The 19,019-nt window shown below is 51.4% G+C and carries 1 protein-coding gene; it reads right to left on the bottom strand.

Features of this window, described 5'->3' with window-relative positions:
* Positions 1-3 precede the first annotated feature (3 nt).
* Complete coding sequence (locus BM322_RS01785) at positions 4-18,957, bottom strand: hypothetical protein (RefSeq protein ID WP_082334288.1); 18,954 nt, start codon at positions 18,955-18,957, stop codon at positions 4-6.
* Between the last annotated feature and the right edge of the window lie 62 nt (positions 18,958-19,019).

Here is a 19,019-nt window from a genome sequence, read left to right on the forward strand (position 1 = left end):
CTCCTAAACGTCTTTTTCCTCTACCACGATTCCCCCATAATCTGCATTCTGTTGCCGCATGGCAACTTCAACAGGTTCCATGTCAAAGTAGTATGCCTGTTTCTGCAAAACACTGCCTGGCTCCGTTAGCCATGCACTTTCAAATGTGAATTTACCATGTGTATTAGTTACACGCTCACGCATCATATCTACCACACTAAGGTTATCGCCGTAGAGTTTTGTCAGATTCTTGCCAGCATCGATCAGGACGGCCCGGCTCGTCCGGAGTCTTCCGTTCGCATAAAGCTGGAATCCCCGTGCTTTGCTGTATGCCATATCCAGATTGTTCCAGTAGGCCAGCTGTTCCCCATCTCTGGTGGGCGTGCGCCCATAAACAGCCAAGTCTGTTTTCTCATTTTCCAGATGAATCTTATCCACTGCCAGCATATCCGTCACAGCCATATCGCCTTCATCCACATGGACATAGCCACGGTTGGACCAAAGATTCGGCATATGTGTGCCATTGCCGGAACGCAGGCTTCCGACGTAGAAGTTGCCACCGATGAGTTTCTGATTCCCTGCTCCCATGGCCGAAAGTTCGAATACAGCGTCTCCGCCCTTCGCCGCCATAGAGCCGATCTGGATGAAATTGCCTGTCAGCGTAACATCGGGATTACTGCCGCCACGAGCTTCTGCCAAAACCCGATTGACTTTAGAGGCTTCCGTATTGTTCTCCATGCGAATCACTACAGCCTTGCCCTCGGCCAGATTCAGGAAAAGATCTCCGCTCTCCAGCGCCACATGGGTGGTCTCCCCGGAAATAATGTTGTGGGCATGGATGTTGCCATTCTGCACAGCCACCTTGATATCGTCTTTGGCGATAACATCCTGCAGATTTATATCGCCGGTATTCGTTTGTATGCTGACAAACGAAGCCGAATCAATATCGCCACCGACAGATATGCTCCCCGTTCCAGTAGCTAGATCCACCAGATTGGCATCAATATGTCCGCCAATACTTATCTGACCTTCCTCCGTATGTACGGTAACATCACCTTTCAACATTGCCGTCTTATCAAAGAATACACCGCCTTCCTCAAGGACCTTGGCATGCAGATCACGTTTAGCCTGGATGGCATCCGTCACATGCAAATCGCCATTGCGCCCCGTCAGGCTGATGTCTCGTCCGGATTCCAATAAGCCATTTTGTTCGATGATGAAATTCTGTGCTCCCGGCGTATACTGGTTTGCCCCAGCTGCCATGGAGATATCACCCAGCTTGGTAGATGTCTTGCCGTAAATCTTGATCTGACCCACATCCACACTCATATCGATATCCTTCTGAGCAGTGACGGTTTCTACATCTGGCCCGTTGTTACCGATAGTGACAGAACCGTTTCCTATCTGGACACCAATGCTGCCTGCATCCGCCCGCACTTCTTTGCCGATGTCGATATTCCCTTGCTTAGTGGCAAGATTCACATCTCCACCAACAGAGTTTACCGTTGCGCCTACATAGATATTTCCTACTCCTGCCGTCATAGCAATATCTTTTGTGCCCTGAACATCATGACCCACATGGATATTGCCCTCGACGGTCTTTACTTTTACCTCTCCTTCCACATTCACATCCGTATCGAAGTAGAGACTGCCCTTTTCCTCCAGCTCCGCCACCAGGTCAGACTTGGCCTGGATGCGGTCGGAAACGTGCAGGTCGCCGTTGCCCACATCCAAATGGATGGCGCCGCCGGCTTCCAGCTTGCCGTTCTGGTCGATAATGAAGGAGCTATTATCTTCACCGGAAGTATAGACCTGCTTGTGAGCCGCTATGGAAATATCCCCCACTTCCGTGGAAGTCTTGCCATAGACCACTACTTTCCCATCCTTGGCAGCAAGGTCAATGTTCTGCTTCGCCGTGACGGTCTTCACATCCGGCCCATTGTTACCGATGAGGATATCGCCCTGCCCGGAGGCAATGCCGAGGCTGCCCGCCTGAGCTGTCACAGTCTTCACAATACCAACATTTCCTTTATCCGTCTGGATAGACACATTCCCTGCCTTAGAAAGGATATCGCCATCGTCACCCGTAGCCGTGTCGCCTACAACGATATTCCCCTGATGGGTGGAAACAGTGATGTCTTTCCCTGCGGTGATATCCTTTCCTACCAGGATAGTGCCGTTCTCGGACGCTAAACGAATCGTACCATCATCAGCATTTACGGTATGCCCTACAGTGATATCCCCTTTATCTGTGGAAATATCCACGTTCTGCGTGACAGTTACATCTCTACCAAAAGTAGCATCACCTTGCTCGGCGATATTGACGATAATACCTTTATTTGCTTGGATGACATCCGTGATCTCGATATCGCCATTACGTCCGTAAAGGCCAATGCCTCCACCAGAGACTAGCTTGCCATCATCTCTGATGATGAAATTGCTATGAGCCGTACCTTCTTCATAGGTCTCCTTTCCTGCTTTCATCGTGATGTCGCCATCTTGCGTGATGGTCTGTCCCAAAATATAGACAGTGCCAAGATTGGTCCCAACAGTAACGTTCTGTTTCGCCTTTATTGTCTCATCATCTGTCACATTATCGGTACCAATGCTTATATCACCTTCTCCTGTCTGCACTGAGACACTCTCATCCTTGGATTGGATCGAATTGTCAATATCGATATTGCCTTTACCGGAAATATTAATATCAACATCTTTCGTCGCTTCAACTTTGCCCCACATCTCAATGTCTCCGTCGCCGTTCACATTGAAGCGAGCCTCATTGCCTGCTGTAAGTAAAGAGGTTCCACTAGACAAGTTAGCAATCCGGATGCCGCTCTCCTCGAAAATAGGCTTTTGAACCTGCATGTCAATATCATGCCCTGCCTCAATGGTTCCAATAAATTGAATCGCATTGCCCACTGACACATTGACATCGTTTCCTGCCACCATACCTCTGCCAAGCCCATAGAAAGAGCCGCCTTTGTTACTGTCAATCACAATATCATGTTTCGCATTGACATTTCCTAGCAACATCACATCCTGACTGGCCGTCAGGACCAGATTGCCTTTGGCGCCATTGCCGCCAAGGATCTTAATTTCCTTATCGTCATCATCAGGCTCCTTGATCAGAATTCCCAATTCACCATTTTGATGGAGATTCGTAAATTCCGCATCGCCACGAATACTTGCCCCTACCCCTACCGTAAAGGTATCATCACAGTTAGTCACAGCTTTGACACTGCCATTAATCGCCGTGTTTCCTTCCAGAGCATCCGCCAGGAATACTACAAATCCATTCTTCACGCTTTCCAGGGATACGCCATTTCCGCTGTAAGTCTCTACCACCGGCGCTGTTATGTTCACGCCTGCTGCTTCATCCACAGCGCCACCTGCATGAATGACAAGAGAATTATGTGGACCTTCCAACGCAAGTGTTTCTTCATTCATATCAGGCATATTTCCTCCAGTGGTAATGTCACCATTGATAGACACATTACCTGTGGTGGAGGTGAACGCCACATTATTGGCTGCTGTAATCTTCTTGTCCGTCTGCATGCTGCCGTCGGATTTCAGCGTGATATCCCCCTTAGCAGCTGCTTCGTCGCCTGCGGCCTGAAGATCCGACAAGACTTGCAGCGTGCCTTGCGCTTTCAAGTTTTCTACCGCAATATTGCCATTGACAACGGGCTGCACCGAAAGCGCCAGCTTATCTGCACTATCCTTGACTAGAACGCTGCCATTGATGCCTGCATCCACCACGGAACTTTGTACGGTAATTGCCTCGAACTGGTTGCCTGTGCCCTGCAAATCAACAGTTTTGGCGCTGGTAGCAGTGATATTGACAGCCTGGATGCCTGCATCAGCAGCCTGCCGGATAGCATCACCTACCGAAGTCAGCGCTACATCCTTTCCAGCTGCAATGGTAGTATCTGCTGCCTGTGACAAATCACCTTTCGCATTAAGGGCAATATCCCCCGTGGCGATAAAGTTGCCAGCATTAGTCAGCGTGCCGCTGTCACGGAGGTTGATGATGGAGATATCCCCTGCCACCTTCCGCTTGACAGCCGTAGTCAAAGCGTCAGCGTTATCTACGATGCGCACATTGCCAGCAATATCCGGCTTTTCTGCCGCCGTGGTTTCAATGCCGTCCACTTCAATGCTGTTGAAGGCATTCTCTTCATTTTCCAGGAGCAGTGACTTGCCATTGAAGGTCTTGACCTTATCAGCGATGATGGCCCCTTTATCCGTCTGGGCAATATCGCCATTAACCGCTTTCAGCGTCAAGTTCTTCCCCTCTGCCTTCACGTTGCCGTCAAGGGTCAGACTGTCTGCAGCCTCAAGGTTTACATGGCCACCGGCAGTGATAGCACCAGCTACCGCCTCCTTCTTGACAGTTCCAGCATTGTCCTTCTCCTCTTCACGGCCCACAGTCAAGGAGCCTTCACTGACAGCAGTGAACTCACCGACCGTCTTGATGTCGCCCAAGACCAAGGTGCCATTCTGTATGCCCTGAGCCAGGCTGCCCAGGCCCTTTATATGGGCGGACTCAGCCGCGATGTTCACAGCAGCGCGATCGTTCAGCACACGGATAGCATTGTCTGCATCACCTACGATACCGGTATTGACATTCGTATTGAACGCCAGCGTCTTTCCGGCATTGATGTACGACGCAGCAATATCCGCATTGGCATTGCTCATCAAGAATCCCTTGTCACTGTTTAAGGAAATAGTATCTTCTGCAAACATAGTTCCCAAACGGAGGTAATCATTATTGTTCATGTTCTTGATGAACACATTCTTCTGGGCACGTGCCTCAGTCAAATCCCCAATCAGGGAAACATTCAAAGGCTTATCTGCGGTACCGATACTCTCCTTGCCGCCAGTAAGGATCAGGTTGTTGCCTGTAATATTGGTAAAGTCTGCAGTCTTGGCATTATAGATTCCCTCCTCAGAATGCAGGCGCACATCGCCTGTTGCGCTATTCTGGGTAGCATCAATGGTGCCAACGTTGATAGCAGAATGCTCCCCGGCTGCATCCTTACGGCCCGCCACAGAGATATTGCCCCCTGCCGTCACGTCTAAAGTTCCGCTAGCCTTTACGCCCAATGGCATGTTGCCCTTGATTTCAAAGGACAACAGATTACCGTCGGCATCCCGATGGGCAGTGACGTCAGACGCATCTACATTCATGAGCTCTTTCATCTTGGCAATGTTATCGTTACCTGTCAGTTCATCCACGGTAATCGTCTTGGACTGATTAGCAAAAGTACCCACTGCGCCCTTGGTAGCAGACAAGGTGACATTCTTGCCAAGAATATTAGCCGCCCGATCTGTCTGGAGGCTGCCGCCACCATCCGGATTCACGATCTTGTCGCTGACGGCATAGAGCATCATATCCTTCCTCCATTCAAAAGTTGGATGCGCTGCCTTATTCACCAAGTCTTGATAAGTGGCATCTGCTGCCAGATAAGCGTCGGCATTATCATACTGTGAATACTTGTATGCAGCAGTATCTTTCAGATATGCCTCTGCCGTTTCATAGCTACTGTACTGGTTATACTTCTCTGCACTTTCTGCATAGGCAAGGAAAGCACTGTCCTTATTGTCGGCCAGTTCCCTGCGCTCATCCGGGGTCAATTGGTCATACTTCGCCTTATTGCTAAGATAGTTACGATATTCGGCGGAATCATAGATTCCCTTTACCGCCGCCTGCTGATTGTCGTATTCCACTTGCCATTGTGCCTTGGTCTTGTTCGTATAAGCAAGTTCCACATTCGCCTTATAGTCATCGCGGTTCTTCTCCAGGCCCTCGATATACGCCCCCTTGTAGGTATAGTTTCCCTGTGCATCCTTTTCGCCATCAATCAGCCCGGCATCAATCCAGCGATGCACCATATTGTCAACACTTTCCGTAAAGCGGGATCTATCATCACCTGGCAGCGCGTCAACAAAGCCGCCATCAGCAACGGTCAGTTTCACATCCCCTTCCTGGGATTCAATCCTGCCCACACGCATGTCGCCGCCATCAGCCGTTTCGGTCAAATAGATACTGCCTTTGGCATCAGCATTGACCTGTGCACCGTAACGATCCGTAGAATATACCAAATCCGAAGCGGCAAGGTTGATAGCTTGCGTTTCCGTACCGATGCCACCATTAGCGCTGGTCAAATAGATTCCCCGGCCTTCTACGCTGGTACCACTGCCCGACTGGGTAATATTCCCAGCGGCATTCAGGGCTACATCACCAAGAGCCGCATCTTTCTTGAAAGCGGCATTTCCATCCTGGCTCTTGAGCGCCACGATTTCCACATTCCCCGGCAGGGACTGATTGTTCAGCAATCCGCCCACAGCGGTGATATCGATATCCCCCGCACCAGTGGAAACGGCATCGAGTTTGATATTGTCCGTCACATGACCATTTGCATCCTTCACTCCGATGGAAGTGATATGGATATTCTTGATATCATTCTTCGCCGTCAGATTCACGATTTCACTCTTCAAGGTAGTGCCATCATTCTGGAAGATGCCACCAGCTTGCGAGCTCACCGTCAGCGCTGCCTGGTTATGCGAATTGGCCACATTGCCCATCAAATTGATGTTACCACCAGTAGCATTGGTGCTCTTGATGTCGATCTTGCCCGTTTCCGCACCAATCAAGCCAATCGTGATAGGCTGCGAGGCATTGAGAGAATAATTATAGAGCTGAATCGTGGAGGTACCGACTTTCCACCGATCGTAAATGTGCTTGAACCAGCCCAGGAACCCGGAACGAGTAACCCAATGATCGTGGTCAAAACTTCTTTCACTCAGGACACTGGTATTTCCATCAAGGTGCAGTTTACCGCTTGCCGGAACACCATTGCTCTGCGTAATCACAGCACCTTCCGGCAAACCTAATCTCGCCCCTTCTTTTTTGTCAATAGGAGTCGAATTTTGGGTCCAGCCGTTCAGCGTGCTTTCATCTGCCGTCTGTACCAGGCCCCACATACCACGCCGCTCATAATGCTGATATGTTCTAGTGGTCTCAACACTGTTGCCATTAACCCATGTATAGGCCTGATTTCCTTGTACTGCATATTGCAAAGTATTGTTATTGCCAACGGCAAGGTTATTACTTGTTTTCACAGCACCAGCATAGACATCCGTGTCGCCAGCGTGATTCTTCAAGTAAGTGGCATAGTTATCGATGGTGCGAGTCTGCCCCCGCTTGTATTCGGTCCAGGTATCCTTAGCCGTATCAGCAATGGTAATAACGCCTTCCCGCTGATTATTGAAGACATTGCCCACGTTCATATCCAGATTGGTCTGATTGATTACAGAGATTTCCGCTGCGCCATCCGCCGCCAGGATCCTGCCATCACCAGTGCTGGCAATCTTACCCGTCAGATAGACTTTGCCGCCTTGGGTGTCGATATCCTCCACCACCAGTTTGTTTGTAGAGGGATCCCAATAGACCTGTGGTACATAGTCAAAGACCTTATCCGTGCTGTTCCACTTTGCACCGCCATCATTGACCTCGTACATGGTGCGGTTCTGGACAACAGCCGCCCGGCTGGCCGGTCTCGTCTTAGCCGTAGTAAGTTGATCCTCCGTCACCGTAGCAGCATAAGTCTTGTAGCCACTCTGAATAAGCCCATTCACGTTGATATTGGCTGCAGATACATAGACATCCCGGCCAGCGATATAGCCTGTAGCCACATTTGAGCTATCGGAACGCGTATAATCTTCCTCTTTATTCTTTTTATCATTATTCGTATCACTCAGACCAAGAGTATTTTTCATGGCAGTGGCTTTATCCGCCAAATATTTCTCTGGGTCGCCGTTGATATTGACAATACCCTCCTTGTAGTCCTGGGCAATAGTACCATTAGCGGCGATAAGTTTCACCGTATTTCCCTCTATGCCTGTCGGACGTTCCTTGGTGCCACCGCTGATGCGGATATCTCCGCTGGCGTTGCTGATAGTTACATTGCCATAGAAATTGCTGATCTTGCCATTCACTTCCACATCGGTGATGGCGGTATACTTCATCTCCCCATTTTCGATTGCTTTTTTATATTTCGTCTTTTCTTCTGACGTCATCTCGGTATTATTGTTGATCTCCTGCTCCAACTCCGGCGTCAAGGAAATAGTGCTGGTCTTATCACCACTGAAGGTCTTGGTGTTTTGCACCGTCAGGCCCGCAGCTGTGCTATCAGTTCTGCCGTAAATCTCCTTGAAAGCTGCTCCTGTTTTATGAACATTGACCGAGTTGATCTTCTCATTGCCCAGCGTTGCCCCCGGCGGAATGACATTATCCTTATTATAGATAATGCTGCCGCCCTGCTCGCCCATAAGGATGTTATTCAGTTTCAGATAAGCATCCGATGCGTTCGTGATGGTTACAGGTGGAGCAGAGTTGGCATGAAGATTCCCTGTCCCCGTCAGATCATTGGCTTGAACGTTGATATTGCCGCCACTGGTAGCAATATCCGGGATTTCCACGTAGTAAACCGAACGGCCAGAGCTAAGGTACACTGTATTGCCTTTTTCATCCTTCTCCGTGAGCCCCAAGCGCACCATTTCGCTCTGAATTCTATCACGCTCGGCGATATAAGCCGCCATTTTCGTACTATCACCGTTATAGGCAGCAATCAATTTGTTCAGTTCTCTAAGCCTCTCACCTAAGGTGTTGGCATAATCAAAGGTGCCCTTGGTGATGCCCTGCACAAGCCGCTGATTCGTGATATTGTTATCCGCCGTATAGTGAAGGCCGCCAGCAACAGAGCCACTGATGGTCAAGTTGATTGGATCAGCCGTGCCCGCAATAAGGGAGCCCGTGACATTGACTGTACTCAGTTTCGGCAAGGACTCTTCTGCAGAAACTGCATCGGAGGTCAGGAACTTCTTGTCGGTGCTGGAACCGCCTTTGGCCCAGTTCCAGAGGCTTTCGTCCTTGACGATCTCTTCCTTGCCACCACTGGCAATCACATTGATGTCCTTGGTGGAACGCACAATACCGCTGACATTTACCATTCCCTTGTCGGCAGTGATGTCATACTTCACCCTGGGCACAGTGATGGAAATAACCGAATAGTTGTAGGCGCCAGACTTGAAATCTGCATTCAGATTGGAGAGGGCCCCAGACTTGTTAGCCCCCGCATAAAGGCCCACATTAGCACTGCTCGCAATATTTCCTGCCACCGTCACATCGCTCTTGCGGTTCATGTCGATGTTGTTCTTGGCCACGATGGGGCTGACAACTCCGGCATATACCGTTCCATCCACATGAGATTTAATCGTCTGATTGTCATAAGCGGCCAGGATAATATCCTCTGCAGATGCCGCCTTTTCATTGCTGAGGGTCGCCCCACCGGCCACATTGACTTTATTAGTGACATCAATATCGATGTCACTGACTGCGTCTGTGACCGCGATGGCACCGCCGCCCTTAGCCTGCACCAGATTCGTCAGGTTATTCTGCGAGGAGGCAACATATTCCTGCAGATTGTTAGTGGTGATTTTCGCGTCTTTACCGATGTTGACTGTGCCGTTTTCCGTAACGTCCAGCAGGCTGCGCAGACGGTTGCCAGAAATGACACCGCCGAAATGGTCTTTCAACGTATAGGTCTGCTCATCCTTGTTGCCCTTGGAGTCTGTATCGTCATAGGCCCCAGTGGTAACGGCATTCGACGTGCCGATACGAACGCGGTCAGCATTGATTACCGTACCATCTGCCACATTGGCGTTGGTGGTGGTATCAATCGTGTTATCCACGCTGGTGCCGCCCACGCCAGCAATGCCGCCATGGCCTTCCGAGGCCGTCAGGCGCACCTCATCATTCTGCGATGCGCTAAGGGAAACTTCATCTGCTACCTCCCACTTGCCACTAAGGCTGCTGGTGACTTTATTGGTAGATTTGTTGTCCACATGGGCACCCACATAGCCCACGATTCCACCGCCACCTGCATCTGCAAAAGCCTTGCCAATGTTCTGGCCATTAGACATTACCTGCAAGCTATTCAGCTTCGTGGTTTCGTTCTTCCCCGTCAGGATGGTTGACATCGTCTCATTGCCAACGATATCTGCACTAGTATTGCCTACTGCCACAGCACCTGCCGTAACGCCATAGATATAGGCCTTGCGGTCCACATAAGACTTGTTATCCAAAATGAGATTGGTTTCCTTATCAAAGGTGCTGTTGGCCACATTAATCGTAGATTTAGCATCCGTATTCAATACCACCGCATCCGGGGCCACTGCCACCGCAGAGACATTATGCCCCTTCACGTTACCTTCCAGAGTACGGCCATTGGCAGTTCCTAGCTGGGAAGTAAACTCCACCGTCTTGGCGTTGAACGAACCACCAGCCACACTTACCTCAGCCCCCATATTCATGACGCCTTTGCCCCGCATCCGGCTTACGCCGAGAATGGAGACAGCAGTATTGCCTGCGCTGAGTTTCGCCGTCGTATCGTTGGCTGCACCAAAATGGAACTTCGCGGCACTGGTATTATCATCCAGCCCCTTGATGTTGGTCGTGCCCGTGATTTTGGCCGTAGCATTCCCCGCGATTATCTTTCCTTTATCATCCTTTTCGCCGTCCTCAATGGTGGCGTGGTTTACTGCCACATTGACGCCACCGACGCCGACGCCCTGTGTATGGGCTTCCAGCATATTAGCTCTCTTAGCGTCAATCGTAATATTCTTGGCAGCGGAAATGTTGTTCGTTCCAGCCAGTGTTACGCCCACATTGTTCTTATTTTCTACACTGGCAAAGGTTGTAGTGACATTAAGCGCCGCAACCCCCACATTGGTGATCTGCGTCTTGCTCTTGCTGTCATCCTGGGCTTTGACCATGACATTCTCCGTGCCTTCAATGGTGCTGCCCGTGATATTGACATCCGTAGCACCCTTATTGACAATACCAGCATAACCGACGCCCACACCAAGGCCAGCCCCCACGCTGACCGCCGTCACCGTGATTTCCGAACCGTTATTTTTCTGCCCCTGCAACGCATTAATGTTAATTTCCTTGCCCGTGATGGTGGCACCGCTTACGGTTACATCCGTATCGTAGTTCGTGTGGATGATGGCATCCGTAACCCCTACAGCCGTTCCGCCCACATTGACCGTTACATTTTTCGCGGTAATGTCGTTGGTCTCCTGGGCCGTAACATTGACATTTTCCGCCGCCGTCAAAAGGGCACGATTAACTCCCGTATGAACACCCTGTTTATCGGACTTGGCTTTGGGCACGTCAAGGCTTACCTGTGCATTCTTAGCCGCATTGAGGTCGCTGTCCTTGTCGCTCAGGCCGAAGAACTTCGCGCCATCGACGCCTAGAGCCCCCTTCGCGTTATTCACGCCCTGGGAACCATTCAGATGAATGTTGATTTCATTCTGGGTAGTATTATTGACGCTCGTGGTATTCCCATTTTCATCTTTTGCATTGCTAAGCTGGGCCTGGGTGATGCCCTTGCCCACAGAAGTAACCGCTACGTTGACCCCTACACCAATACCGCCAACGGCTGCGCCGGTCACACTGCTCTCAAAATGGCGCTCTTCTTCCGCTTTTACCGCAATATCCTTCGCCGCTTTGACGGAACCGCCGGACACATGGGCACTGACACTGCTGTTGATATTGTTCAGTGCCACTGAAACACCTACGCCGCCCACACCGGCAGCGCCAACACCGCCCGTAGCATCTGCCACCAGCTTATCCGCAGCTTTCACCGTGACATTTTCCGCTTCAAGCTGACTGTTGGTCACCAGCGCCGCAGTCTCACCAGTGGTGTTGTTAATGCCCACGTTAGCAGCCAGGCCGGCGCCAAGGCCAACCGCTGCACTGGCGGTAACCAGCGTATTCTTCCAATTGTTTTCATTCTTCGCCAGCACCGAAATGTTCTTGCCATTGGTGCTGCTCTTGGCCTTCAAGTCGCTGCTATCCACCTCGGCCTTAACGGTGGAGGCATCGTCCATAACAGCCACACCGGCTCCCGCGGCAACGGCCGCATAGCCGCCAGCCAAACTTGCACCGATGTTCATGGCGCGGCTGTTACCAAGATGCTCCGCTTTGATTTCTGCCGTGCCGTCAAAGACCGCGTTCATATTACTCAGCAACGCACTGGTAGTGCTGGTATTGCTATGACGCATGATGCTGTCACCAGAAGCCACTCCCGCCGTTGCTGCGGCTCCCACAGCCCCTGCAAAGGACAGTCCGGAGGAACCGTGCTTGGCCGTGGCATCCACGGTGAGATTCTTGGCATAGAGGTTCTTCTTGGCCGAATTGCTGGAAATCTCTGCTGCCGTCGTCCGGTCAAAGGTCTCCCAGTTAGCAGACACACCAACGGAGACTCCTGCCGTTGCCGCCGCGCCTACGGTTGGCGTGCCAGTAAAGGAGCCGAAATTGGTATAATCTACGGCGTTGACATTCACGTCCGAATAATTATCTTCGGAATTAAGCACCGCATCCTGGATTTTGGCCGTAGTATTCCCTTGGACGGTATTGAGGTTCACCGTGCCCGCGAGATCGACGCCCACGCTGCCCGAGGCCGCTACGCCGCCGGAAGCCAGCTGGGAAATGATGGTATGGGCAGCCGAGCTATCCACCACGATACCAGACTTCGTTTCTTCCTTGCGATTTTCGCTAAGGCGCTGTCTGTCCGTGGTAAGATCCAATTTTTCCGTGGTAAAGAGATTTTCGTCCTGGGGACGGGTAACCTTAATAGAACCAGTATCGGCGGCTTGCAAAGAGCCTCCCTGTACCAGCGCATTGGTATTCCCGCTAATTTTGTTGATGGAAACTGCCGCCCCAATCCCCGCCTTGGTGTTAGCGCCAATGGCAAAACCGCCGGCGAAGTTGTAGAGACGGTCGTCACTTTGGGCCACGATGCCCACACTGCTATCCGTGGCAAGATTCTGATTCTTGATGATAGCATTCACGTTGTTATCAATGTAGTTGTAGCTGCCGGAACCAGCAAAGGCAACTTGTCCGCCAACGCCCACAGTTCCCCCGACACCTACGGAATGGATATCACCATCGCCAGCAGCGCGCACCTGGGTAAGTCCTGCGTTGACCGTGGTGGTACCGCTGTCCGTAGCCATTTCCGCTTTGGTATCCTGATACAGGCGGTTAATGGCAACGCCCGCCGTTCCCTTTACCTCCGTATTGATATCAACCGTGCCGCCGACACCGACGGTATTGATCTTACTCTTGGTATCGGCGGTAATATTGATGATGGGATGACTATCCGCATTGTTTGCGTTGATGTTGGTGTTGTTTAGCGCAGCTAGGCTGTCCTTATAGATATCCGAGACAGCAGCGCCTCCCTGGAGATTAAAGAGATTGCTGCCCCAGGATACACCAAAGCCAGCCCCCACAGTAATGATGCGGGACTTGTCCGTATTCGTTCCCTCCGTCTTGCTGTCCTTGGTAGAAACTTCAATCGTACCAGCATCCGTGGTGGTGATATCCGCATTATTGATTTCGGCCCGCAGTTTCTCCCTCGTGCCATCAGTCCCGACCGAAGTATAGGCCACAGCACCGCCGATACCCACTTTCTTGCCGCCTACTGACACGCTGCCAGCAACGGTGGTCTTCTTGGTTAGTTCTTCAGCAGTGACGGAAAGCTCCTTCACCTTGTCGAGTTTCGTCTTTTCGCCGTTTTCCTTGCCGTCAACGATACTTTCCGTGTTGTTGACACCCCGGTTGATAGCCACGGTTCCCACGGCACCAAAAGTGGATTGGCTGATATTAACATCGACACCGCCAGCCACCGCCAAAGCCTTGCCCTGGTTAGCAGCTGCCAGTTTGACCGAGTTATCCGCATCCTCTGACAGGGTGATAACATTGCCTTTCAGATAAGTTCCCGTGGTATTGTTCAGGGAATTATAGGCCAGGGACAATCCCATAGCCATGCCCTTTCCGCCGGCCACTTCCCCGGCGATATTGATGATGGAGCTGGTATTTTGTGCCTGCTCGCTGATGTTTTTCCCGGTGATGGTGTTGTTTTCAAAGGTTACCTTCGTATCATTCTTGAGATCGTTCCAGCTGCCGGAACCGGCTCCGTTAAAGGATTTGCCGCCAATGGCAACGCCTGCGCCCACGGAAATAATCTTAGAATCGCTGGCGGCCTCCCCCGCTACTGTATCAGCCGTAATGGTGGAACCTTTGATATCCGCTGCCAGGTCATTCTTCACATAGTTATAGGCAATGCCCGCACCGGCACCGGCATTTCCGTTCCAGCCTCCAGCCATTGCCGCCGTAATGGTCAGACTGTGATTCTTGCCCAATTCGTCTTTGGCCGCATCTTCATCACCAGCGGCATCGTCAACAATCTTGCCCTCGTCGGTAGTCTTGGCGTCATCATCCAGGGAAGATGATGCACTGCTCGTATCGAGATAGCTCTTCCCGGTGGTGTCTATTCCTTTATCTTCCAGATTTTCCTTATTCGTTTTATCCGCATCCACCGAAGCTTTCAGCAACGATTTGATAATGTCCGTGAGATTGGTGTTGTTTTCAATCTGCCCTTTTTCCGTGCTGCGCTGTTCTTCCGTCTTTTGGACAGGGATTTCCCCGGCCTTGACATTTACTATGCTGTCCTGAGCTCCCACAATGGTGGCGCCAGAAATATAGGCACTGGTAGTATTCTTCACGCTGCCGTAAGCAAAGGCCCCCTCAAACCCGTATCCGCTATTGCCCCCGGCATAAGTAGCGGCCAGGGCGCCATCAATCTGGGTGGTGCCCTTCTGGGACTCAATATCCACGGACTTTAGATTCTGATAGCTGCCGCCGATGATGGCGCTAGACAGGTTGTTTTCCAAATTGCTGATGGCCACCACGCCGCCTACGCCCACATTGGTGTTTTCGCCGCTGGCAGAATTGGCCGCCAGGCCCCCTGCTATCTGATAATCGGTGCTGACAGCCTTGCTGGTGATGGTTCCCGTACCGTCAGAGATGATGATATTATCCAGCAGCAGGGCATGGATATCCTGCTCGGCCCGGTTGTAATACACCGCTCCGGCACCGGCCACATTGGTGCCATTGCCCTTAGAGGCGCTGACTCCCATGCCTGCCACTACTTCAAGGCCCGTCTTGGAGGCGGAATTTTGGACAGACTTCACCTGTGGCAAATTGACATTGCGCAGGAAAGCATCCACATCCCGATTGGAGCTGTTCATGGCAAAGGTGCCGCCAATACCCACCTTGGTGGCAGAGCTGCCGGATTTTAGGGAGTTCTTGATATCCGTTCCCCCCGTGGTAATGGCACCGAGGAAATCCGTAGCCGACAGTGATACAGACTCCACTGCAGCCTCGTCAGCATTTTTCACCGTCACATTGTCGAGGACAGCATCCGTCCGGCCATCCAGGAAAGTCAAGGCCGCACTGCCCTCGATGCCGATGGACGCCCCGGCACTCTTATTGGCAGCAGGAGCAGCCCCATCATCCTTCGGCGTTTCATCGGGATTGGCAGCAGAACTTGCTTCCTTCCCTGCTCCCGAAGCATTATTCTTCTGGGACGTTTCCCCAATGGTGGGAGCAGCAGACTCATTCTGAGCCTCTACCTTGTCCTGTTCCAAATCTTCCGTATTCTTCTTGGCGTCATTCGCCCCTTCTTTCCCCTTTTGGGACCAATTCGTCCATTTTTCCGAATCCTTCCGTTCGTTGGCATTTTCTGCCTTGTCTTCGGCGCTAGTGGAGACGGTCTTGGCCTTGGCATCGTTCTGTATCATGCCCAGGGTTATGGCCGACGCAGAGAGATTCCCCGTGGTGATGGTTCCCTTGTTGCCGCTGGCAGTAGCGTCCCCCATTTTCCCCGAAAAGGTATCGCCAGCAACACTGCGAGCCAGCATCGCATTCTGATAGATTTTCTGAGCGGCCTTTTCCGCATCCGTTTTATCTCCTGCGGGTGCACTGATCCCACTGCCATTATCGCTTACCATAGCCAGGCTGTTTACATCATAATTGACAATGCCCACGCCGATACCAAAAGCTTTGGAACTTTCCTTTCCCGTGAACTCACTGCGGACAGAGTTATCCACCGTGGTGGAATTGACGGCCATAAGCATAGCCATGACCGGAGCATTGACTGTGGCCTCATCATCCAAAGACACGATGCTATTGCTATCGCCATAGGAGAGCGCCACCATGCCCGAAATGCCAAAGGAATCCCCTTTGCCAGCATTTTTGACTTCGTTCTTGGCGTCGATGGAATTGTTAGCCGTAGCGCTCACCTGGGCTCCGGTAAGTACTGTTTCCTTTCCCGCCATAATCAAGCTGTTGCCGCTGATATTCTGGATGCCCACCGTAGCACCGATACCTACTTTGCTGTTATCTTCTTCGCCACCGTATTTTCCCGCCGCCTTGGTGGTGGCATCCGTAGACAAGGTCAGGGCAGAACCTTCCAGCTGGCTCTTCTGTCCCAAAAGAACCACGGCGTTATTCTGCAGGTTGTTAATCCCCACCGAACCGTCCAACACCACCGTAGCCGGTTTATCCTTATTCGCTTTCTCTTCGTTACTCACCGCATAAGACAGGCTGCTGGTCTTCTTCTCGGAATCTTTTTCATACTCGCCCATTCCTGCCACAGCCCCCAGCGATACGGCCTCACCCTTGATTTGGGCAGACTTATCCCCCTCATTATCCAGCAGGATATTGGCATTATTCTTCACGTTGCTGACCAGTACAGCAGCACCAATCTCCACTTTGGCCGAGTTGGCCTGGGCATTCGTCACCGTAAATTGCAGACTGTCTTCCTTGTCGGCAGAAGCAGTCATCAGGGATTTGGCACTCGCATTAACCCCACCGTCTGCCCCATTTTCTACTGCCGTAGCCGTAATGACAGCATTCTTCCCCAGGGTGATATTGGCATCGTTTTTATTGGCCACAACACCGACACTGGCCCCAAGGCCAAAGGCCGAAGTCTTTGCCTCATTGCTGCCGCTCTTATTGGTGCCTTCCACCTTGTCCTTGACCTTCTGAACACCTTCCTGGGCATCGCCAGCCTGTTTTTTCGTGGTATCTGCCGAAGCATCCTGGATGGTCTTCTCAGGATTGGCGGACTTTTTCTTGTTGTCATCCCCAGACTGGGAGGCATTTTGCTCTGCCGCTGCATCGGCATTATCCTTTGCCTTATCCTCATCACTGGTCTGGGCAGTATCCTTGCCGCCCTCATTTGCCGCAGCAGCTTTCAGGGTATTGTCCACGGTCATCTTAAAGCCGCTGACTTTATTTTCGGCCGCGATATCCACTGCCCCAGCCTTGATAGAACGGTCAACCGACACCGCTGCAGTGTTGTCGTAGTTAGCTACGCCCACGGTGGATACCACATAGCTCTTGCCTGCGCCAGTAGCCCCTGCTTCTACCGCAATATTGCTGTTCGTGACAGCCTTGATAGCAGCCTTGCCAGTTTCTGCCTTAAATGATTCATCTGTCCCCTGCGGCGCATTTACAGCCACATTGGCCTTGGTGTCGCCAGCAAGGACAGCCACGCCTACTACCGCTGAGGTATTAGCCCCACCGCTGGCGGTTGATTTGACGCTGGCCGTAGTAGTGGCATCGGCGGCAATGGTGATGGCATTGCCATCGCCATCTTTTCCCGTGGCCTGCAACTTACCATCAATGACAATATCGGCGTTATTGTAGACGCGGGAAACGGCCACCGTCGCGATGGGCAACACAGAATCCGATTTTTGCTCCTTGCCATCGCTGTCCTTCTTCTCCGCCTTAGGTACAGCAATGGACTGTTTGAGTTCCACCGTGGACTTGGCCCCAATGTCGATGCTATTTCCCTTCACGGTACTATTTTTGCCGACGTTGATAGCAGACTTGTTCGTCTTGCTGGCATAATTGACATAGAGGTACTTGTTGGCCGAAGACTCTGCTCCAGCCAGTTTGTTGATAAGTCCCTCGGCAATGGTGTCTTCGCCCAGCACAATGCCCTTCAGGGTGTCTGTCAGGGTCATAGGTGTGCTGTCTTCATAGGTGCTCTTGCTCTCCGCCGTAAGTTTCACTGCGCCATCACTGCTGGTGATGGAAACACCCTGGTCAGTGGCATCCGTACCGATATTGACGGCAGCGGAAATATCCGTGGAACGGTCGCGCCAATGGATGGTATTGGCCTCGGTCTTGTCGTTGCCGTTTTCATCTTTTTCCGGCGTGCCATCCTCCTTCAAGACAGGCTTGGTGTCCTTGACGGCAGACTCCTGCCTAGCCGTCAGGATGATATCGCCGCCAGTACCAGCAACAGCTGTCAGATTGCCTAGTCCTGCACTGACACTGCCGGTATTCACCAGCGACGAGAAGTCGATATTCTTCGTGCTTTTGAGCTCGGCACCATCCTTGATATTGATGACACCTGCCCCCAGCATGATACCACTGTGGGTATTGATCTGGCCGCTGATATCGATGGTTCCCCCTGCCTCATAGCTTCCCTGCTGAAGTTTCGTCACTGCCGCCAACGTAATGTCAGCCGTATTGGTGGCATTATACAATTTTTCAAAATCCGTTTTTGCGGGTACGATTCCCGTGAACTGCCCCGCATTGATGACACCTGTTGCCCCTACAGCAATTCCGTTAGGACTCAGGAACATAAGATGACCGTCAATCTGATTATTCTTTACCGCATTGACGATGCCATTGATGGTTATCTTATTCTGCACCAGATTGGCCAGAATAGCCGTATCAAACTTTAAGTTGGCAATATGCCCCTGAGCCAGATCGAACTCACGGAAACGATTGTAAGAAAGGTCACCATTTTTGCCTTGCCGGTCGATATTATAGACGTTATTGACAGCATCAATGGTATTGCCGTCTTTTGTGACAATTGCAGCCTCACTGATACCATACGGATAAGCAAAAAATCCCGTTGCCATAGTCAGGGAGACAAGTATCCGCTGACGATCCTGCTGACGCACCTTGGCCCGCGACTTTCTGCGCCCACGTCTAGGCGTCCATTCCATATTATCTTCTTTTCTGATCTTATATCCGTATGCCATAGTAAGCACCCACTTTCCAGCTGTCCATCTTTTTACTATCCTTGCATCATCAGGGCAGCTCA

It is taken from the genome of Selenomonas sp. GACV-9 (assembly GCA_900116485.1).
Lineage (GTDB): Bacteria > Bacillota > Negativicutes > Selenomonadales > Selenomonadaceae > Selenomonas_A > Selenomonas_A ruminantium_G.

Excerpts from the sequence above, each read along its gene's own strand:
- BM322_RS01785 (WP_082334288.1), bottom strand. The coding sequence starts at position 18,957 with ATGGCATACGGATATAAGATCAGAAAAGAAGATAATATGGAATGGACG.